This is a genomic window from Candidatus Poribacteria bacterium (assembly GCA_021295715.1).
GTDB lineage: Bacteria > Poribacteria > WGA-4E > WGA-4E > WGA-3G > WGA-3G.
Map to the genome: position 1 here is coordinate 64,436 of JAGWBV010000012.1, position 21,181 is coordinate 85,616.

General features: G+C 49.0%; 21 protein-coding genes. 9 read left to right on the plus strand and 12 right to left on the minus strand.

Translation table 11 applies throughout. From position 1 onward, the window contains the following. Window positions 1-80: 80 nt before the first annotated feature. Window positions 81-293 (plus strand): hypothetical protein, encoded by a 213-nt coding sequence (locus tag J4G07_05460; protein ID MCE2413431.1) that lies wholly within the window; start codon window positions 81-83, stop codon window positions 291-293. 46 nt (window positions 294-339) lie between these two features. Here J4G07_05460 and J4G07_05465 read toward each other — a convergent pair whose 3' ends face one another. After that, window positions 340-1,047 (minus strand): M50 family metallopeptidase, encoded by a 708-nt coding sequence (locus J4G07_05465; GenBank protein MCE2413432.1) that lies wholly within the window; start codon window positions 1,045-1,047, stop codon window positions 340-342. 302 nt (window positions 1,048-1,349) lie between these two features. Between J4G07_05465 and aroC the strand changes: the two genes are divergently transcribed. The 7 genes from aroC (at window position 1,350) to J4G07_05500 (ending at window position 7,889) form a co-directional block, all read left to right on the plus strand. Then, window positions 1,350-2,480 (plus strand): chorismate synthase, encoded by a 1,131-nt coding sequence (aroC, locus tag J4G07_05470; protein MCE2413433.1) that lies wholly within the window; start codon window positions 1,350-1,352, stop codon window positions 2,478-2,480. Window positions 2,481-2,683: 203 nt separating this feature from the next. After that, window positions 2,684-2,953, plus strand: a complete 270-nt coding sequence (locus tag J4G07_05475) for a magnesium transporter (GenBank protein ID MCE2413434.1) — start codon at window positions 2,684-2,686, stop codon at window positions 2,951-2,953. Between the two features lie 14 nt (window positions 2,954-2,967). After that, window positions 2,968-3,471, plus strand: a complete 504-nt coding sequence (locus tag J4G07_05480; GenBank protein ID MCE2413435.1) for a CHAD domain-containing protein — start codon at window positions 2,968-2,970, stop codon at window positions 3,469-3,471. Window positions 3,472-3,478: 7 nt separating this feature from the next. Further along, complete coding sequence (locus J4G07_05485; GenBank protein ID MCE2413436.1) at window positions 3,479-4,054, plus strand: CHAD domain-containing protein; 576 nt, start codon at window positions 3,479-3,481, stop codon at window positions 4,052-4,054. Window positions 4,055-4,159: 105 nt separating this feature from the next. Next, window positions 4,160-5,134 carry an ROK family protein gene (locus J4G07_05490; protein ID MCE2413437.1) on the plus strand — a complete coding sequence of 325 codons (975 nt, stop codon included), beginning with the start codon at window positions 4,160-4,162 and terminating at the stop codon, window positions 5,132-5,134. 89 nt (window positions 5,135-5,223) lie between these two features. After that, window positions 5,224-6,903 (plus strand): hypothetical protein, encoded by a 1,680-nt coding sequence (locus J4G07_05495; GenBank protein ID MCE2413438.1) that lies wholly within the window; start codon window positions 5,224-5,226, stop codon window positions 6,901-6,903. Between the two features lie 158 nt (window positions 6,904-7,061). After that, on the plus strand, window positions 7,062-7,889 hold the full coding sequence (locus tag J4G07_05500) for an NAD(P)-dependent oxidoreductase (GenBank protein MCE2413439.1): 828 nt from the start codon (window positions 7,062-7,064) through the stop codon (window positions 7,887-7,889). Window positions 7,890-7,983: 94 nt separating this feature from the next. On the opposite strand, the gene J4G07_05505 is transcribed toward J4G07_05500, so the two are convergent. The 8 genes from J4G07_05505 to J4G07_05540 all read right to left on the minus strand — a co-directional run bounded on the left by J4G07_05505 (window position 7,984) and on the right by J4G07_05540 (window position 15,845). Beyond that, window positions 7,984-9,579: an AAA-like domain-containing protein gene (locus tag J4G07_05505; GenBank protein MCE2413440.1), complete on the minus strand. Its 1,596-nt coding sequence runs from the start codon at window positions 9,577-9,579 to the stop codon at window positions 7,984-7,986. A gap of 235 nt (window positions 9,580-9,814) precedes the next feature. Then, window positions 9,815-10,141, minus strand: coding sequence for a hypothetical protein (locus J4G07_05510; GenBank protein ID MCE2413441.1), 327 nt, complete (start codon window positions 10,139-10,141; stop codon window positions 9,815-9,817). A 59-nt stretch (window positions 10,142-10,200) separates the two neighbouring features. Then, window positions 10,201-10,692 (minus strand): hypothetical protein, encoded by a 492-nt coding sequence (locus J4G07_05515; GenBank protein ID MCE2413442.1) that lies wholly within the window; start codon window positions 10,690-10,692, stop codon window positions 10,201-10,203. A gap of 368 nt (window positions 10,693-11,060) precedes the next feature. Beyond that, complete coding sequence (locus J4G07_05520) at window positions 11,061-11,747, minus strand: IS4 family transposase (GenBank protein MCE2413443.1); 687 nt, start codon at window positions 11,745-11,747, stop codon at window positions 11,061-11,063. Next, window positions 11,716-12,930 carry an ABC transporter permease gene (locus J4G07_05525; GenBank protein MCE2413444.1) on the minus strand — a complete coding sequence of 405 codons (1,215 nt, stop codon included), beginning with the start codon at window positions 12,928-12,930 and terminating at the stop codon, window positions 11,716-11,718. The genes J4G07_05520 and J4G07_05525 overlap by 32 nt, the downstream gene beginning before the upstream one ends. Further along, window positions 12,917-14,908, minus strand: coding sequence for a WD40 repeat domain-containing protein (locus tag J4G07_05530; protein MCE2413445.1), 1,992 nt, complete (start codon window positions 14,906-14,908; stop codon window positions 12,917-12,919). The genes J4G07_05525 and J4G07_05530 overlap by 14 nt, the downstream gene beginning before the upstream one ends. Window positions 14,909-14,976: 68 nt before the next feature. After that, window positions 14,977-15,441 carry a hypothetical protein gene (locus J4G07_05535; protein ID MCE2413446.1) on the minus strand — a complete coding sequence of 155 codons (465 nt, stop codon included), beginning with the start codon at window positions 15,439-15,441 and terminating at the stop codon, window positions 14,977-14,979. A gap of 2 nt (window positions 15,442-15,443) precedes the next feature. Then, a complete protein-coding gene (locus J4G07_05540; GenBank protein ID MCE2413447.1) occupies window positions 15,444-15,845 on the minus strand; it encodes an RNA polymerase sigma factor in 402 nt (133 codons plus the stop codon). A 439-nt stretch (window positions 15,846-16,284) separates the two neighbouring features. Between J4G07_05540 and J4G07_05545 the strand changes: the two genes are divergently transcribed. Next, the gene (locus J4G07_05545) at window positions 16,285-17,307 is read left to right on the plus strand and encodes an Ldh family oxidoreductase (protein MCE2413448.1); all 1,023 of its coding nucleotides are present in this window, start codon (window positions 16,285-16,287) and stop codon (window positions 17,305-17,307) included. Between the two features lie 129 nt (window positions 17,308-17,436). Here the strand turns inward: J4G07_05545 and ugpC are convergent, their stop codons facing one another. From ugpC to J4G07_05560, 3 genes are all read right to left on the minus strand, one after another. Further along, entirely contained in the window at window positions 17,437-18,531 is a 1,095-nt protein-coding gene (gene ugpC / locus J4G07_05550) for a sn-glycerol-3-phosphate ABC transporter ATP-binding protein UgpC (protein MCE2413449.1), read from the minus strand. Between the two features lie 210 nt (window positions 18,532-18,741). Then, window positions 18,742-19,764 (minus strand): redoxin domain-containing protein, encoded by a 1,023-nt coding sequence (locus J4G07_05555; GenBank protein ID MCE2413450.1) that lies wholly within the window; start codon window positions 19,762-19,764, stop codon window positions 18,742-18,744. A 380-nt stretch (window positions 19,765-20,144) separates the two neighbouring features. Continuing rightward, a complete protein-coding gene (locus J4G07_05560; GenBank protein ID MCE2413451.1) occupies window positions 20,145-21,152 on the minus strand; it encodes a redoxin domain-containing protein in 1,008 nt (335 codons plus the stop codon). Window positions 21,153-21,181 lie beyond the last annotated feature (29 nt).

Consider the following 21,181-nt stretch of genomic DNA (forward strand, 5'->3'; position numbering starts at 1 on the left):
GTTCCTTAATTAAAATCAATGTGCCCAAAAACCTGCCTGAAACGAAGCGGCAAGCAACCAAGGAGCCGATAAATTAAAAGATGATAGTAGTATTTACGCTCGTTGTTATAGTTATGATATGTGGCGGTATGTTGCTTGCACGACTGGCAACGGTTACCAAATCCAAGAAGTCGTGGATATGGGGATTTTTGATTCTTATCCTACTTATCTGCGTTCCACTTTTTCTGTTAGGTCTCTGTGTGTGGTTTATCTTCTTCAGTGGCGTATCGTCTGAGAACTTTAGTCCATTTTGATGATACGGAATTCTTGGATCGGTGTGCGCCTCAATTGTCAGTGTCCCTATAAATTAGAGATTTCCTCGGTCTTTTCTTCGGCAGATGTCGGTTCGGCATCCGCTGTTTTGCCAGAGAGGTAGAGAAACCATAGCGTGAGTCCACTTGCAATGAGAATCCACAGTACCCCCCAAACCTCAGTCGGAATGCCTGTGACTTCCGAGAGCATTCGGGCATCCGAACGGAGATTCGATCTGTCCAGAACATCGCTTTTAATGTCAAGAATTGCGTAGAGACAACTCGTCACGCCGATAATACGGAGAATCCAATCGTTGACTGCCTCTGGGAGGTAGAAACCGATTGCCACCAGCGCGATGCCAAAGCCGATGCCGAACAGGTAAGTAAATGTGCTCTCGCCGTAGCCGATGGAGATAGCCACCATACCGGTGCCGATAAGGATACTAATCGCTTTATCTAAACGGGTTCTCGCTGCCAAGAGTAAGATGAGTCCGCCCCATAACAGACTACCAAGATAACCTGCGGTCAACGTCAAAAACCGCGAGCCGCCTTGTGTCAGCGCGTGCCCTCCCTGCTGCGGATTAATCTGAATCTCTACAATACTGCCTCCAGTTGCGATCGCCGCAAGACCGTGGCTCACTTCATGCATAAAGACGACAAAGATTTTGAGGGGATACACAAACGGCGTGTTCCATAAAAACCCGATACCGATGAAAATCAGGAGCAGCGCAATGTAGCGTTGAAAAATTGTTAGCATGTTTTAATTTTACCTTGCGGTTAGATGATGCGGGTAGTTAAAAATGCTTGCTTTTTGCGATGGAATTTGATATAGTATACCATAAGACGTTGAAAATATACAATTCTAAGTATAAGTTATCAGTTCTCGGTTTTCAGTTTTCAGTTAAGAGGTTTCTGCGTAACAATGTACCTCTTTCTGGAGTACTCCAAGCGTGTAGAGCAAAGACAAATTTGGCTCTCCGCGTGTGGGAAACCAAATTTGGGTAGATTGTCCCAGAATAGTCTCTAACCGACAACTGACAACCAACAATGAATAAATAAATGAATACATTCGGTCATCTTTTTCGGATTACGACTTGGGGCGAATCGCACGGCGGGGCTGTCGGCGTTGTCGTTGACGGGTGTCCACCGCAAATCGCCCTGGATATATCGACAATACAATTTGAACTGGATCGGCGGAGACCCGGGCAAAGCCGACTTACAACACCGCGTCAGGAGAGCGATGTCGTTGAAATACTTTCCGGTGTCTTTGAGGGAAAGACGCTCGGAACGCCTATCTCGATGCTGGTGTGGAATAAAGACGCGCGTCCCTCAGCATACGAACATCTGAAAGACCTTTACAGACCTTCGCACGCCGACTTTACGTATCAAGAGAAATACGGTATTCGAAACTGGCAAGGTGGCGGTAGAGCGAGCGCACGGGAAACCATTGGACGCGTCGCGGCAGGGGCAATCGCCAAGCAAGTCTTGCGCGAAGTGTCCGGGACCGAAACACTTGCTTACGTCAAGCAGATTCATACATTGGAAGCCGAAGTGGATGCAGACAGGGTGACGCTTGAAGATATAGAGGCAAGTCCTGTGCGGTGCCCGGACCCGATTGTGGGTCCAAAAATGGTAGAACGCATTGATCAGGCGCGGCGTGATCTTGACTCTCTCGGCGGTATCATTGAATCGGTTGCTCGTAACGTTCCTGTGGGGCTTGGCGAACCGGTATTTGACAAACTCAAAGCGGATTTGGCGAAAGCAATGATGTCTCTCCCCGCAACGATGGGATTCCAGATCGGCTCAGGCTTTGAGGGAACTGCAATGACCGGCTCTGAACACAACGACCCTTTTTATATGGAGAAAGGCGGAGAGACCGACCGAATTCGGACCCGCACGAACAATTCCGGCGGCACACAGGGCGGTATTTCAAATGGCGAAAATATTCTGTTCCAAGTCGCTTTCAAGCCGACAGCGACAATCGGTAAACCGCAACAGACCGTTGATATGCACGGGAATGAGGTGACGTTAGAAGCAAGCGGACGACACGATCCCTGTGTTTTAGTGCGAGCCCCTGCTATTGTCGAAGCGATGGCAGCACTTGTCCTCACGGATCATCTACTCCGCCAGCGCGCTCGGAGGTCACGCGATCTCGATCATCGTGATGGCGTGCCTCCGCAAAGATTCTGATGTAGGGCCAAACAATCATAACGACACACGATGTCGATGAACTGTTTATTTCTACGGTTGTTCGACTGATCCAGCGGCGCGCCTTCCCTAACCTCCGGAATATTATTGCCAAAACCCACTCAGCGGACATCGCTCGCTGGTTTCCGCACCTCCGTGCTGAAGCGAAGGCGACCCTCTTCAAGGTTTTGATTGAGGAAAAACGGATGGGAGAGGTTCTACGGGATCTCAACAGTGCCGATATCGGCGAATTCGTTGAAGAAACGGAGCCATCGGTTGTCGCGAGCATCTTGCACACAGTGCCTGCAGATGATGTAACTATGATCATTACCGCGACCGTTGGCACGCTTATTCCGATGTTCTTCAAACGGATTCGCATTGATCCGGCTATTGCGACAGGACCGTTCGTTACAACTGCTATTGATGTGGTCGGTATTTTCGCTTATTTTTTGCTGGCGAAAATTTTACTCTTCTAATTGGAATGCGACAAATGGAAACCACAAAACCGGAAATTAAAGGAATATCGCCTGATGAAACCTTGGAAGTCTGTGCTCGGCAGATAATCGCCAGTTACTTTCATGAAATGATGTCCTATAAAGAGGGTGCTAAAGTGGGAACTGATATCGAATTTGTCCATGATATGCGCGTCACCTCGCGTCGTTTACGAGCCGCAATGGACAATTTCGCTGACTGCTTTCCAAGGAGGTCTCCGTTCAGAAAACATTACAAAAAGATAAGGGCAATAACCCAAACGATGGGAGCCGTGCGGGATTTGGATGTCCTCATCGTTCGTTTTGAGACCGAATTAACAAATCTGACTACAGTAGAGCAACAAGACCTCCGAGGATTGATCGAATCCCTACGGCGGAAACGGAAGGACGCACGAGAACCGATGCTAACCCTCTTTAAGGAATTGGAAGAAACCAATTTTGAGACCGAGTTTTTGGAATTCTTTGTAGGTCGCCAATCGACTTCACCGAACTGCAAGGTATAATTAAAAAATGGCAAAGGCACATAAGGTCATCGGTGTTGCACCGCTGCGGAGTTATCAGGAGAATGCTCGCATCATTCTCCCACAAAGGCTTGAAGAGGTCTACACGTGGGAGCCGTTCATTCGAGATGAGACGAGGTGTGAAGAACTCCACAATATGCGAATTTCCATTAAACGCCTCCGCTATACCATGGAACTTTTTCGCGTGGCTTACCCAAATGGTGGTCAGCAATCAGCAGTCAGCCGTCGGCGGAATAGCGGCCAGTTTCAGGTGTCCACTGAAAGTCGAGGGCGAAGCGACTTGATTACTTATAACCAGTACGCTGAATTTCTTGCCGTGATCGTTGATTTACAAGAGATACTCGGCGATATTCATGATGCTGATGTCGTTTTAGAGGTTTTAGCGGGTTATACATCTCAATCGGGAAACCAAGGAGGACAGATTGATGTCCCATCGGGTGTCGTTACACTCATTGCTCGGACGAAGGAAACCCGAGAATCGGATTATGAAACGTTTTTAGAGAAGTGGGATCAACTCTCCGCCGCAGGTTTCAAACAGAAGTTGTTATCATTTTTACTATCGTAGAAAAACCAAACACGCAAGCCCGGGACGTAGTGGAGGGCGGATCTGCGCAAGGGCACATCACGTACCAAACCCGCCGCAACGAACCGCAAGGAAAGTTAAAAAATTATGAGTGCTAATGTTATCGGTGTGGATATGGGCGGCACCAAGATTCTGTCCGCTGTCATTGATGCAGAAGGGAATATCTTAGCCACAGCCAAAGTTCCAACAAAGGCGAACAAAGGGGCATCCGAAGTGATTGATCGGATCGCAGGCTCTGTCCAAAAAGCGATTGACAAATCAGGCGTTGCCTCTGATTCAATTCAAGCGATCGGCATTGGTGCTCCGGGACCGCTTGACCCGGCAACAGGCGTTGTCATTTTCGCCCCGAATCTCGGCTGGCGGGATGTTCCACTGAAGACGGAGTTGGAAACACGCACCGGCTTCCCAACTTTTGTTGACAATGATGTGAACGTCGGAACACTCGGTGAATACGTGTTTGGTGCAGGTCAAGGTGTTCAGAACGTCGTTGGGATTTTTGTCGGCACGGGTATTGGCGGTGGCATCATTCTAAACGGTGAATTGTTCCATGGTGCGAGCAAGACAGCTGGTGAAATCGGGCATATCATTGTCAAAGCTGGCGGTCCGCGCTGTGGCTGTGGGACGCGTGGCTGTTTGGAAGCGATCGCCAGCCGCACGGCAATGACGAAGCAATTCCGAAAGGCTATTCTAAAAAAGGGACAGAAAAGCGTTCTCTCCGAACTCACCGGTGGCGACCTGACCGCTATTCGGAGTGGTGTTTTGGCGAAAGCGATCCGCTTAAACGATAAGTTAACCCTCAAAGTTTTCAAAAAAGTAACGAAATACCTTGGAATCGGCATTGGTTCCATTGTGAATTTCTTGAATCCAGAGATGATTGTGCTGGGCGGCGGTGTCGTTGAAGCATTAGACGACACGTTTTTGGACGATATTCGCGCCGCTGCGGAAAAATACGCGCTGCCCAATACGCTGAGCGGGGTTCAGATTGTACCCGCAAAGCTGGGGGATAATTCCGCTATTCTTGGCGCAGCAGCACTGGCACGGCAACGATCCGAAGCGGCGTAGCGAAACTCAGACCCGCGACGGTATCGTTTTACTTTTCTATAGCAAGTTTTGGCTTGCAAGCTGCGCCAAAATCGAGGGAGGGTAAATCCATGTTAGTTGATGATAACAGAGAAGAACACCGGATGATGATTTTCGGCAACGATAGCCGTCTCGTTCAAGAGCGGTTAATCGTGGAAAAAGACGCAAAGCAGGATGGAATCTTGGCGCAGAAGGTTCACGCCGACTCCTATACCGTCACGCTGTATGTGTTGCTGAAGGATTACGGTCTCACGCCGGTATTTCGTATCAAGCCGCGCATCCGCTTCCATCGCTCTAACTACGACAACCTCTCTTCGAGTGCACCCCTACAGTATAGTCTTGATGACATCATCCATTTTGCTGAATTAAAACGCGGTATTGACTTGACGGAAAAGATTGACGATGCCAAACTCGCGGAAATCCTCGGCGATGCACCGGCACTCAAGAAGGTAACAGGTGATCCGGCGTTACATCTCGTCTCACAACGCGACGTGTCTCTCGGGAATCCGCCTTTTAAAACCAAAACTAAGGTTTTTGGAAAGAATGAAGATGAAGGTGTAGAAGAGGGTGGGATTCAGATTGGAACGTTCCTTGATGCGCTGAATCAACCGAAACAGACTGAGCAAATTTTCAAACGTTTTGCCAAGGGAAAAGAATTTGCCCATGATTTGCGCGAAGCGTTAGCACCCTACGAAGATTTTGAATTTCGGTTTGGTCTCTATTCTCGGTATGAACGACGAGATTGTGTATTGGCAGATGGCGATGCGAAAACCAGCGGGAACTACCGTGCGACATTCGACCCGTGGACAGCACTCGGCTATATCCGCACCACTGGCGACGCGCAACAGTTCCAAATTTTAGCACATGAACGCGGCACACGGTGGGAACACAAAGTTATGTTGGATCAGTTAGATGCTCCAACGCTTGAGCGGCTCGCTACGGAGATCCCTGGACTCCGCCGCGAATACCTCATCGGACGCGTTTTGTCGAAAAGCCAGACGGCTCTGACTCGATTAGCCGAGCTTCGCCAATCTCAGTTGAATCTCACAACCGATTTACATACCGGATATACGCTCCAGTTAGAAATACCCGTCACTAAAAAGCGGTTTTCTGTTATAGAACATCGTCGAAAGTTGCGAAGTATTTTTAATGGTGGCGGTGCTTATCGCCTGCATCCACTGAACGACGAGTTTGTTGAACGGCATCATAACATGGCGAAAGGTATCCGAGATGGTATCGTCTGGACGTTAGATTCCGTTGATTTGTTCACAGGGCAACCGCCATTAAAGGACCAGGATGAAGAGTTCCTCATCATCAAAACACCGCATCAGAACAAATTCGTGGTCCGTTCCGCCGAGGAGCTCCGCGAACGTCTCCCTAAAAACGGATTTGAAAAATGTTGGAATGAAGCCGTCGATGTCGGTGGTTATACCATCCTCAGTCGGATGAGTGGGAGGATCTATCTCGTGAGTTACGGACGCAGGAATACCGGCAGCATCCATGAAGGCGACCTTACCCAGGACGAAGTTGTACATTATCTCTCAATTGAATACTTAGGGCTGGAACCTGACCGTATTGGAACTTCGCGTTTTGGGGTGCCGCTCCATGTCCAACAGGGTTTCTTTGAAAGACTTTTCAGCAGGCGACCTCTCCCACCCATCTTTAATCAGTTGATGCAAACCGAGGCACAGGTCATCGCAGAAATGAAAATCCTCGCTCGGCATTGCAAAGAGAAGCTGGAAATTCCGTAAATCTGTAGGTGTTTTTGCTTGGGTGTTTCCCCTTGATTGAACTGCAGGTGAACCCATAGCTGTCAATTTTAGAAAAAATTGCATCGGGACCTCGTAGGTTGGGTTGAACGGATAGTACCCGATTCCACGTTATCCGAATCGCAAGGAAAATTTAAAAAATGGAAAACCGTAGAAAAATTCTTATCACCGGTGCGTCCGGCTATATCGCTGGACGGATGCTCCCCGAATTTCGCCAACGTTATGAACTCGTCCTGTTAGACGTGAAAACCACGAATCGACAGGGCGAGGAGGTAGAAGGCGTTCAAATTGCTGAACTGACCGACCCCAATCGAGACGCGTATCGTCACCATTTTGAAGGTGTTGATGCAGTCGTCCACTGTGCTTTTAAGGGCGGCAGTTTTGAGAATGAACTTGCCAACGTCCAGATGGCATATAACCTTTATCAGACCTGTGTCGAGACCGGTGTCCGACGCGTCGTCGTCTGTAGTTCCAACCACGCTGCCGACTATTACGAACGTCTCATCTGGGCAGATAAGTGGGATGTGGTAACCCCAGAGATGCGACCGCTCTCCGATAACTTCTACGGATGGGCGAAAGAGGCGTATGAGCACCTCGGCTTTGTCTTTGCGACAGGACATGTTGACGGTAAGAAATTACAGAACGTCCAGCTGCGTATCGGTGGGCCGCGCGAGACAGATATGGCGAATTCTTCAGCGGACGATTTGAAGGCGATGCACCGAGGACTTGGCGCGTATTTGAGCATCCGGGATCAGGTCCAACTCTTCGTCAAGAGCATTGAGACAGAGGACATAGAGGACGAAAACGGGATCCCGTTCCAGATTTTCTACGGTATCAGCGACAATTCGCATAAATTTTGGAGTATCGCCAATGCACGGAAGGTGATAGGCTACGCCCCTGAGGACGACAGCCAACTCCGTTTTGCTGACCGGTTGGCAGAATTGTTAGAGCAGGCGAAAAAGACATAGCGCGTAATTTTTCGCGAATGTACCATAGGAAACCGTTAACCTGTGAGGCTTGGACAAACTTGCCAGTTTGCGAGAGATTAACGATCTATCAGATTTAGAGGACCTGCGATAGGCGTTTTTGCACCACCGGAATCACATAACTCCGAATCTTCACACTGTTAACGGTTTCTGTCTCTGTTCGCGCTTCTGGATTTTGACGATGATCGAAGACAACATAGTACCCCTCTGCAGTGTCTTCCAATTCCATATACGCTGCAAGTTGCTTTTTACCAGCTTCGTAGTATCGGGCCCCTTCCCATATCTTTGTCTCGATAATATGTTTTCGCCCCTGATGGAAAATCGCTATATCCATTTTGCCGCGCCCGGTTTGCCCTTCAAGGTAGATATTTCCGTGCACCAATTGGACGAACTGATCCAGATACGCATAGAGGAGATATTGCCCAACAAACTCTTTCGGGGTATCAGGGATTTGCAGGATCCGGAAGCCTGCACGGGCAATAAAATCCCGGAAGTTATCAAGGAGTAAACCCATCTCAATCTGCCCTGTAGGCGTGAGGTAATCAGCCAGGTCGGGGCTGGTGCCCTCAGGAAAATATTCCTGCTCTAACCCATTCACCAGCGGCTTGAACGTTTGCAAAATACGTTGCTGATAAATAGGATTGAGAATTTCACACATTCCGTCAGCCCCTCTCACAATGACACCATAAGTCGTGAGTTCGTCGATGACCGGGTCGTCCCGGTTAAAGCGCACCCCGCTCTCGTAAGAGGCGATTTCCATGAGGATGCTTTCAAAACGCGGATTTCTGCGGATATTGGTCAGTAGGTGGGCGATATTGACATTTATTTCCTCAAGGAGGCGTGTATGTGCTGCTGCAAAGTGTGCCATCGTAATCGTTTCAGTTTTCGGGATGTCCAGTTCTTCCGTAAGGATCTGTGCACATCGGTTGACGAGGAAGGGCTGCCCAGCAGTCTGCTTATGGAGCGATGTGATGACTTCAGGAGCGAAGGTTTGTCCAACTTCGTCCGTATACTGCGCAAGCAGATCGCCTACCTGTTCGCGCGTGAAGTTGGGGAGGTGGAATTCATCTTGGATATTGAACGGCGAGATGGAACGGTCGTAATCAAGTTGTGTGATGTTTTTGACCCCAACGATCCCGACGCTATGGGGGCACCGTATTTTACCCGATAGATAAATATCACGGAGCACGCGGAGAAACCCCGTCACGGCACCACGTGGAATCGCATCAAATTCGTCAATAATGAGGACAACCCTTTGGTTCTTTAGAAATCCTGCTAATTGTCTAAAGAACCTTCGCAAGGAGAGGTGATTCGTGAATTGCGCGTTCCCCAAAGGCTGCACGAGTGGCTCAGGCAGTGACTCATCCCGTTCTTGGAAGACAGCCACTACTTTCTCAGGAATATCTTCCGCGATGCCTCCGTAAAACTCTGCAGGCGTGCAGCCTTCATATACCTCAAAATTGAGGTGTATAGGGAAGTAGGTTAAATCTGTAGCGGCGAGTTCTGCGAGTGCTAATTGGAAGAAAGTCGTTTTACCCGTCTGCCGGGGCGCGAAAAGGACGATATACTTTCCTTCTTTGACGCGCCTAATAAAATCGGAAACCTCTGCTGTCCGAGGGACGAGGTAGTTATCTTCAGGATATAGGCGGCCTTGGGTTCCAAAGCGTCGCATATTTATTCGCATCTCCAAACTTCGTAGTGGCTATCGACTTTCAGCCTATTCGCAATGGGTTTTCATCGGTTTTCGGTTTCCATCAGCTGTAGGAGCGAGCTGCGCTCGCGACTCTTTCTGACTGCTGACTGCTAAGAATTATACACCCCTTTCCGAAGCTTTTCAAACGAAAAAGGGGGTGAGTTGTTCTCGGAGTTGGAGTCGTGTATTTCGGAGGTGTGATTTGATAGTGCCTTCAGAGCGGTTCAAATTGCGTCAAGTCTTGTGCTGTCTCTGCGCTTTTGACGCATCCCTGATTGTCAATTTGCTTCTCCACCTTGATGGTACTTTCGGGTGGAATGCGAATCGGGTTCTCCTGTGTCCCTGTGTAGATTGCGTAGGTTTCTATAGGGCAGAGGGTCATCTGTGTGCCTTCAGAGAGGAAGCTTTCAAACCACCAAGCGTTGTCTCCGAGAACGTAAAAGGTGTATACGTCCCCCGTTTGTGTATGCCCTGTAATACGGATTTTTTCGGTGTTCACGCGATGTCTTTCAGAGATTGTAAGAATAATTTCTTTTTTCATAACGATGCCTAAAAACGATTTTCATCCCTTCACGCTTTCGCTGATAAGCAGACGTAGGTTCATTGTGTTACCGCTGGAACGTTTTTTCCGCGTGTGTCAAGGACGCGATATATCCAAACATAGTCAATCCCATTTAACCGCACCACGTGTTCGAGTTCACGGTGAAGATCACTACGGGGTTGCAAAACGGATGACGGTTTGCCGCCTTCAGGGAGGGGATCCACAGAGGATCCTTGAATCTGTCTACCGCGGACGTACTCAACATCATAATCGAAGTCAATGTTGTGCGGAAATGTCTCACTGTTGCGTCGTCTCCATGTTTTCCCAACGAAATACTTATTCAGGTTACTGCTAAACCGACTCACTCGCACCTGTAGGTGTTGCGCATCCGGTTTAGCATTGAGATAAGCGGCGGCGACATCCAATCCTACACCGCCCCCAACAGAGGTGTTTTTAGAAATCCATTCCCCGGATAAAATCGGAAAGTGATAAGTGGCATAATAGGGATGGAGTTTCAGTACTGGCAGGGTTTGTAAAACAACAACTGCCACGAGAAAAAGCAAACGCACGTATTTTTTTGAGATGTGCTGGGTGATGTAAATGCCCCCCATAGCCGAGAGGAGGCAAGAAAATCACGAGATACCGGGTGATTTTCTTGGCGACGAAACTCAGTCCGATGACGTAAAAAAGTACAAAGAGAAGGAACACGACCATGATACGAAATGCTTTTTTCTCCTGATGTCTTTGCCTCCAGGTCCCGTACATTGCCCCCAAAGTGAGTACTTACTGTTACCCACAAGTTTTTTGTGTGGTGTCTGTCGGTGGTGGTTCTAAGAGACATGCTTCTCTCCAAGTTCGTCAAACAGTGTGAAGGTGTTGGAAATATCCGTCAACCGTTGCCACCCTCGCCATAAGACGGTCACGCCGGGGGGGCATCAGACGGACGTCCCAAGAACCCGCCGAGTTTGGCGATCCAAAGGACGACTTGGGTAACGGTGGGTGTTTTCTTGGGGAAAGTGCGGGTCTTGTGGGTTAGGGCGTAAAGTGCTTTCCACTCATTTTCCGGCACGACTTGCGTGCAATCTGCCTCGGGGAGGTGCCGGTTGAGGAGCGTCATCCAGTAGAGTCGCCACGCAATGACACTCAGTAAAGCGATATACCGCAGGAGGCGGTCTTTAGTTTGGAATCGAGCGTGCTCCACCTTGGTCCCGGATTTCAGGACTTTGAAATAGACCTCAATGTGCCAGCGCTGGGTATACCACTCAATGCGCTGGAGTGCCTCGGAGAAGTTGGAAACTTCTACGTTCGTCAGCAGTAGCCAGTTCAGAGGTGTTATGTCATCGGGAGGGTTGGGTTCTGTGACCGACACGAGAAAGCCCGATACAGGCGGTAAGTTTTTCGTCTCGGGGCGTTGCTGACACCGATGCGGCAGACAGAGCGTCGTCTGGGCGAAACACACTTGTAGATGTGCCTGACGCGCAGGAAACCGTTGCGGGCGCGCGGGGACATCAAGCGTCAACTCACCGGCAAGGGGCGCACGACTCACCAAATCCTTCAGAGTCTCGTAGGTATCTTCACTCCGACGGGGTTGTGCCGAACGTATCACAAACTGAAAAGACAACCGATGTCAGCATCCACGATACCGATAGAACGACGGGCCATTCATCCACAATAGGGAGAATACGCACCGCAAGCCCTGCCATCCCATGCGCCGCAAGCCAACCGTCCACGATACCGAGGCCCCCACCACAGAAACACAGGGTGATGGATTCTGTTAAAAATTGCAAAAAAATGTGAATCTGTTTCGCTCCAATTGATTTTCGTAAACCTATCTCGCGGGTCCTTTCACCGACAGAGACGAGACAAATATTCATAATGCCAATCCCGCTGACGAAGATCGAAAAACCAGCGATGCTACCTAAGGCGATTTTTATCATCTTTTGGATGTGTTCTAAGCGTCTGACGGTGCGTTTCGGTATCCGATAGGAGATAAAGTCTTTGATACCCCGGTGTCTCTTCTGTAGCACATCTCGGACAGAATCAATCACGCCAGAGACATCTGCGTCCTTTTGAAAAAAGACGTGCAGGTCCTCAATATACCGGATGCCAGAGAGCCGTTGCTGATGCGTTGTGAGTGGGACACAGACTATATCGTCCAAGGAGGTGTAGCTGCGGAGACTTCTGCCTTTCGCTGCCATAATACCGATGACACGACACCGCACGAAGGGGTGTCGCCAGCGGATTTTCATTTTCACTTCCTGCCCAATGGCATTGATGTTGCCAAACAGATCCATCGCGGCTTCAGCACCGAGGACGCACACCTGGGCTGCGCTGTCAATATCCGCTCGTGTAAAAAAACGTCCGTATTGCACATTCCAATGCATGCCTGTGGCATAGTCTGCTGTCACGCCTTCAACATAAGGACGTGTTTGTCCGCCCTGTCGACTCGTGATGATCCCTTGATACCCCCTATTTTTCGGCAAGACGAAGTGGACATCCGGACATTCTGCTTCAATGGCGCGAACGTCAGAGAGTGTATAACGTTCGGTTGTAAGTCTTACGAATCGACTGCGTCTCCAAATAGAATGGCGTGTCCTGAAGTGAACTTGGTTAGCACCACCCATTTTTTCGATGTCTTTGACGATGAGCCGTTTCGCGCCGTCTCCGATAGCCATCATGCAGAGAACACTTGCAATGCCGATAAAGATGCCAAGGATAGAAAGTCCCGCACGGAGTCGATTTTGAGAAATATGTAAGAGCCCGGCAGCAATCGCGTCATAAAGTTTCATGGTCCAAATAAGGGGTCATATCCCATAAAAGGATCGTACCATCAAAGCTTCCACTCGCTAAAAGCGCGCCGTCGGGCGAAAAGGCAAGGTCTTGAACGTCAGTTGGGTGTCCCCAAAAGGTTGCGATATTTTCACCCGTGGCAACATCCCATAAATAAATAGGGACCTTTTCTGTCTGACACCACCATGTGCCCGAAGCCATATACCGTCCACAAGGCGAAAATGCCAAAGCAAACTGCCGCCTATATTCTCGTGGTAAGAGGATGATCATGTGAGTTTCATAGGTGTTCGCATCCCACAACCGAATTCCCCCCTCCATACCTGCAGCAAGGAAATTACCACATGGGGAGAATGTGATCGCCTGAACTGCCGTATGACGATAACGGGGCGTTTCTCCTTGCAGTACCGCTTCAATTGTATCCGCGTCCCCTTTATAGATATTCGCATTTAATTCCGGTGTTGACGGCAGTGAATCGGTAGACAATGGTGGACTTAACCGAAGCGCGATGATTGCTTTGCCTGACGTAACGTCCCACACCCGGGCGGTTTGATCCCTTGAGACGCTTGCCAATCTTTTTTCATCAGGTGAGAATGCACACGATTCAATATAATCCGTCTGTCCTCTAAGAACGCTCTCTTTTCCGCTGCTATCCCATACATAGATATTTCCGCTCTGTATCGGGCAAGCCCAGAGGTTACCTGTAACCGAGAAAAAACCTCTGCTTATGCCTGCGTGAGGCGCATCCACGGTGGCGATGATTTCATGGGAGTCGAGGTTGCAGACGCTGAGTGTTTGCTCATCGGCAAGCAGAACCCGCATATTATCAGTTGAAGTGGAACATACAGCGTAGGATCGCTTCTGTTTACCGAAGTTTACCGCATGCCGCTCCCTTTTTTTTATATCCCAAAGGGCACATTGCCATCCCGCTTCAATCGCAACAAGTCTCTGACCATCCGGTGAAAAAGCCAGTGAATGAGTAAAAGGTGTGTGTCTGGAGACGGTTGAGACCAATTCGGACGACTGATGCCATACACTGAAGTTTCGCGAACCAGCGACCGCCAAATGTCTACCATCTAAAAAGCACCTACCCCCGATGGCACCATGATGTTCAAATATACCCAGTTTTTCATTACGTGCGACATCCCAGACGGAAACAGTATCTTCCTCAATAGCCGCAGCCAGCAGTCTACCTGCCGGTGTATAACTCGGTATCACAGCATACTTTGCATATTCAACAGGACATCCAACAGGCTGCGCAGTTTTGGCATCCCACTGTTGTAATGTTCCCTTGTGATCTCCAGAGGCAATGAACCTACCACACGCTGAGAACGCCAGGGCAACCACCATTTGAGTATGTCCTGTGAAACAAGCGATCTGTTCACTTGTCTGACTATCCCATATCGAAACGGTATTTTCAGCTGTTGCAGCGGCAATTAAAGTGGCATCGGGGGAATAGACGAGTGGAATGATATAAGGGCGATGACGAAAAAACTCTGCTTTTTTTATTTTCGCAAGCTTTTTCCCTGTTTCCGGGCACCAGACATAAACCGCATCATAACGTCCCCCAGTGGAGGCGAGACGGGCACCATCAGGTGAAAAAGCAAGCTGAGAGGCTGCATCAAACAGGTCTCCTCGCTGCATCTTTGAAACGCAACATTTGCTTTGCACTTGCCATACTTTTATATCACCATCCCAATTGCCGGTGGCAAGCAAGTCACCTTTCGGAGAAAATGTGATCGCCAAAACAACGCCGCGCTCGGTATCCAATAAGGCAACAGGAGACATGGTAGAAATCTCGTACAACCAGACACCGATACGACTACCTACAGCAAGTAATTCTCTGTCAGGGGAAAATGCTACGTCTGATACTATTCCTCGCCCCAGACGTGCAATTGCCCCCGTTTGGAGTCCCCACGTGGTGACATCTTCGTTTCTGTCAGTAGTGCTTCTGATTCTCCGTCGGGTTTGATTTTCCACCAGATCCCCACCTTTTGGCGAGTCGTAGGACAATTTATTGCTTGACGACTTACTGCCACTTTCTTTGATTAGCCTTCTGCTCCGCCAGATCGATCACCGTCGGTGCAACCAGAACCATCGCCACACATTGTCGAATCACTATCTTTGTTAGAACAATGTGCATTACAAGTGGAGCAGTCACAACCACCGTCACAGGAGTCGATTTTGCTACAGCCTGAACAATCCTCGTCGTCGCAGCCTCTACCAAGACAGTTACAAGCGGAGCCTGTATAGATATTGACATTGTTGAGGTCACCGGTTCCGGAACTTGGAACCTCGGGGACTTCACTGCCACAGCAACTTCCTGTCTTCAATTGGGCAATAGTGCCATCGGAACGGATGGCATCCGTGTTTCCACCGCAGCAACTTTTCTGTGCCTCGGTCTCCACAACAAAGCCATCATACATACCTGCGAAAGCGAGTCCGCCAGCAAGGAGTAGAACGATTAAAACTTGCCAGAGAGCATTGGGGTTGTTCAAAAATTTTTTCAACATTATTAAATCTCCTTAGCAGTCTGACGAATAACAGCAGTCGCTGCGACTTCGCCTTCAGCGTCATAAACGTCTGTGTAGTCTTGCGTTGCACCGGGCTTTTTGTTCTTTCGGTGCCATCCCGCGACCAGTTGGCTGGCGATACGGAACATCCAGTTCAGAACCTTTTCAGGCTCTTGAAGCGTGTGTAAATGTTCTTTTGCTTTGAGGAACATGTCGTTAACCAATTCCTCAGCATCACGCCGGTCGTCGATTTTGCTGATGATGAACTCGTAGAGTCGAGTGCTGTGTCGTTTATAAAGTGCATCAAAAGCAGTTTCGTCGCCAGTTAGGATCTGAAGGACAAGTTCTGCGTCTCGTCTTTGGTCACTTGATATAGCGTTCTCCAGTTGAAAGCAGTCTCGCAAATCTCAAAAGTTAAAATGAGATTTTTGTGCTTTCATAAACTATGAATGCGGATTTTGAAAAAAGTCTCATAGAAACATGAATTTGATTTAAGAATTTAGCGTGTCGGCATACTTTTAACTCTTCCTTCTTAAAGACTCCCTTTTTTCGGCGGAAACGTGCATAATGGAAAAAATGAAAAATTTTAGTTTTTGTATGGGGTTGATTGTCAGGATCATCGTCCATAAGATTTGAGGGTTTATGGGATTATAGGTATTTCTCGGTCCAAGAGTATTCTTTATGGACAAGACTTATGAGAACGCCTCTTGAGAAGAAAACATGTGGGTAGGTTTCAGGGGGTGGGATATGGAGAGTGGTTTCGCCTCGGATGCAGCTGAATTTGCACTTGACGGGACTCATAGAGATTTGTAAAATAGGTGTATCTCATGCAAGGAGTCTACGATGCCGAAATTTACAGCCGAAGAACTCACCGAAATTTGCCTAAGTGTCTTCCAAAAATTAAATATCTCCGCTGCTGAAGCAGAAGTGGTAACCCGTTCCATGGTGGATGCCAACCGCGTCGGACACGATTCACACGGTGTGATCCATCTTGCGAAGTATGTGCGTGAATTAGAAGACGGGTTAATCCAGCCCGGTGCCCCAACAGAGACCTTACACGAATCTGCTTCAATCTCGGTCTTAGATGGCAATTGGGGCTTCGGTCCCGTAATTGCAACCCGTGCCGTTGAGATGGCAATCCAGAAAGCAAAGCAGACGGATATAAGCTCGGTTGCGGTTTCGCGGTGTAATGAGACAGGAAGGTTAGGTGGATACGCCTGCCTCGCAGCAGATGCGGAAATGATTGGGTTGCTTATGGCGAACGACCATGGTGGTGGCACGTGTGTCGCACCGCACGGCGGCGTTGAAGGTAGGCTTTCTACGAATCCGATGGCGTGTGCAGTGCCGATTGAGGGAAAAGATCCGATTGTATTGGATATGTCTACGAGTGTTGTCGCGTCCGGGAAGATTCGGGTCAAACAGCATCGGAACGAACCCGTCCCGCACGGATGGCTCATTGACGCTGAAGGCAAGTCAACAACAAATCCAGACGATTTCTATGACGTGCCACCCGCCGCCTTATTGCCGTTCGGTGGATCAGTTTCTGAACACAAAGGGTTCGGGTTGAGTGTCATTGTTGACATCCTGTCGGGCGCGCTCACGGGTGCTGGGTGTAGTCAGGGTGAAGATGCCCGTGTCGGCAATGGGTTGTTTGTGCTGGTGATAAATGTTGCCAGTTTTAGAGGGTTTCCGGGGTTCAGCGCGGAGATACAACGCTTTGTTGACTATCTCAAATCGGCAAAACGCGATGCTGGCGTTGACGCAATTCGGGTGCCGGGTGAACGCGGTTGGGAAGAACAGCGCAAGCGGGAACGGGACGGTATTCCGATAGACACCGAGACCTGGGCACAAATTCTGGCACTGTGAACATCGTACCACAATTCTTTTCTTATATTGCCCTCATTAAACCAAAACGGTAGCCTGCCACAACGGCGCAGGCAGGTATTTGAAACGCATGTAAGTGTCTGAACGCACGTGATTCTGCCGCAAGGAAAGTTAAAAGACTGTCAAGGATTCACCTGTTTCTGGGTGAAACAGGTGCGCTTTCTCCATATCAAAACGAACGGTCAACTGCGCGTTGTGTTGCGGCATATCGATGAGGTCGGATTGCGCAACGAAACTGCTCTTCTCTGTCCGCAGATACAGGAGGGCATGGTTTCCGAGCGGCTCAACCAGTTCCACCTGCGTATCAACGCTGTTGTTCCCGTTTTCGCCGACGTGAATATCCTCTGGACGGATGCCGAGCGTCACCGAATCCCCTGAAAGTTTGCTGAGTGCAGACTGGAGATGGTCATTCAGTTCCACTTTGAAGGTTTCAAATCTGAGCATCGGGTCGCTGCCGTTGGTCACGATGTCCGTCTCTATAAAGTTCATCGGCGGTGTCCCGATGAATCCACCGACGAATTGGTTCGCCGGTTGATGATAGAGCGTTCCGGGATCGGCAATCTGCTGGATTTTTCCCTCATTGATGACCACGATCTGGTCACCCATCGTCATCGCTTCAACTTGATCGTGCGTAACATAGACGATGGTGGCGTTCAGTCGGTCGTGCAGACGACTGATTTCCATCCGCATTTGCACGCGTAGTTTCGCATCGAGGTTGCTCAACGGTTCATCGAATAGGAATACTTTGGGGTGCCGAACGATCGCCCTACCGACTGCAACGCGTTGGCGTTCACCGCCGGAGAGATGCTTCGGTTTACGGTTCAAGAGATGCGAGATGCTCAGGATCTCCGCTGCCTCTTTGACACGCTCGTCGATCTCTGATTTCGGATATTTCCGAAGTTTCAACCCGAACGCCATGTTCTTATACACCGTCATGTGTGGATAGAGGGCGTAGTTTTGGAAGACCATGGCGATGTCCCGATCTTTGGGTGGGATGTCGTTGATACGCTCATCATCAATATAAATATCGCCTTCCGTTATCTCTTCTAATCCAGCGATCATCCGCAAGAGTGTTGATTTCCCACATCCCGACGGACCAACGAGCACAGTAAACGACTCATCGGGGATTTGAAAATCTGCCTGTTCAACTGCGAGAACATCGCCGTCGTAAATTTTGGTGACATCTTTTAAAGTAAGGTGTGCCATTGCCTCTCCTTGAAACTGCAATAAAATTTCCTACTGACTGGCGGATACGCTATTATAAATAGGACTTACGCAATTTTGATCGTAGCACGCTCTGGTAGATACGGATGTTGAAAAAACGCCGACGGTCTTCTGGCACAAACTAAAAGTTTTGCGGCGTACTCGCCCAGATGCGAGGTGCATCATGCTACGAAAGAGCGACGTGCGTAAGTCCTACTCTTTTTTTGCTGCCAGTTTCGCGAGATTTTCCTTCACCAGGTCCGCGACGGCATGTTCAAGGGCGTGTCCGCGGAGGTTCGTTTTGCGGATAACACCTTCACCGTCAATCAGGAAGGTTGACGGAATTGCGCGTACCTTGTACAGATTACCAATCTTGCCGCTCTTGTCCCAATATTGGAGCCAGCCCAGTTCCTCTGTTTTAATATAAGCCTCAAGGGGTTCTGCTGACCTATCCAGACTGATACCGATAATCTGGAACTTCTGATCTTTATACTTTTCGTAAGTCTTTTTGACGTTCGGTATCTCTGCGATGCAAGGACTGCACCATGTTGCCCAGAAATCGAGCAACACGACCTGTCCGCGATATTTCTCCAATGAGAGTTCTTCGCCGTTCAGATCCGTCACCTGAAAATCCAGTGCTGGCTTCCCGATCCACTGCCTTGGATTCATGCTCGCCCCGGGTGGTTTCGGTAATTCACCCTTGCGTTCAGTTATGTCCTGTTCGAGAATCTTCTTCGCAAATTTCGCCTGTGATCGTGAACCGTACTTCGGATGGTCTATCAATTTTTGGTACGCACTGTCTGCTGCGTCGTGATTGCCGAGTTTGTCATGTGCCAGGCCCAAATCTAACAGACACCGTTCAACATAACGAGCCTTAGGATACTCCTTGATGACGATTTCAAACGATTTTATGCCCTCTTCAACACGTTCCAACTGAACTAAGGCGTTGCCGAGAAGGTAATAGACTTCATCCACGCGTCTGTATTCCGGGTGTGCCGCGACAAAATCGGCAGATTTCTCAACTAATTTCTCTAAGTCTGCCTGTTCGCTCCGCTGCTTGAGACTCTTGGAAATTGCCTTAATTTCCTGATATATGTAAGCGGCTTTCCTCGGGGCAGCGCTGACGAGATTCGCACAAAAACCTATGAACACGAGACTGCTGAGCACGCATATAAGATGCGCACAGAGGTATCTATTTCTGCTTTGTTGTGAAGTTATTTCATTTCGGGAGAACATTGTTGACCTCCTCTGTATGAATCTATGTACAACGTTTATAGGAACTTTTTCGCGCTTCCTCGGTAGGTACAGTTTGGAACCGGACCACATAAGTGACAATTTCGTACTGTAGGTTGGGTTGAAGGGAATTCAGAAGACAGATGTAGAGATCCAAACACCCTCAAATCCACCATAGTCCCGTATGTACGCAAAAACATAGTGAAACCCAACCTCATACCGCAGCGTTTCGGAAACCGCAAAAGCGTTGGGTTTCACTTCATATCTCTGAAATCGAAGGTGTATAGAGAAGATGTCCTTTTTCTTTGAATCAGCGGAACTCTGGTATTCCTCGTTCAACCCAACCTACGATGCTATGCTGCTTCAACATCTGTGTAGAATTCTTAATTCGCCAAATTCTCCCGCACGAGCTCCGCAACCGCACTCTCAAGTGCGAGACCGCGGAGATTCACCCTACGGACGATACCCGCCCCGTCAATCAGAAACGTAGATGGGATCGCTTGCACATTGTATAAACCGCTTATCTGACCGGTGCTGTCCAAATACTGCCGCCACTCGATTCCCTCTCGCTGAATGTATGCCTCAAGCGGTGCTATTGAGCTATCCAAACTAATCCCGATGATGTGGAACTTTCGATCTCTGTGTTTCGCATAAGCCAGCTTAACGTTCGGCATCTCCGCGATACAGGGACCGCACCACGTTGCCCAGAAATCGAGCAGCACGACCTGTCCGCGATACTGTTCGAGTGAAAGTTCCTCACCCCTTATGTCCATCACACGGAAATCTGGTGCGGGTTTACTTACAAATGGGTTCCGACTCGGGCGTGGGATCGCTACAGATGCGCTTGATATTTCACCTGTTCGCTGCGTTTTATCCTGTTCAAGAAGTTGCTGCACTGTTGCAGCGTATCTGCCGCTACGGTATTTTGGGTGATTTGCCAGTTTTTCGTAAAGAGCATCTGCTTTATAATGCTCACTGATTTTGTCGTAGGCTAATCCGAGTGTGAGCAGACTTGGTTCGACGTAGGTGGCATAAGGATAGTCCCTGATGAGTTCTTCAAGGACCTCAATGCCATCTTCAGTGCGCTGTCGTTCAACTAAGATGGTACCCAAAAAATAGTAGGCTTCATCTACCTGTCTGTGTTTCGGGTAGGTCTTGATGAAAGCCCTTAATTTCTCAATCAACGCATCATAATCAGCCGGTTCACCACCCTTTGAAAGTTCATTGAGATCGGTTTTAATTTCGCTATACGCGCGATTGGCTGAAACCGAATCCGAAATCGTTGCGGTAAGCGTTGAATTCACACAGGAAGCCATCAATAGCAATCCCGTGAGCACGATAATAAGGTGCTGCCAACCCTTTATTTTGATACGCGCGTTTCTCGGAAACATTGTCTGTCTCCTTCAGGTGAATTGGCGTG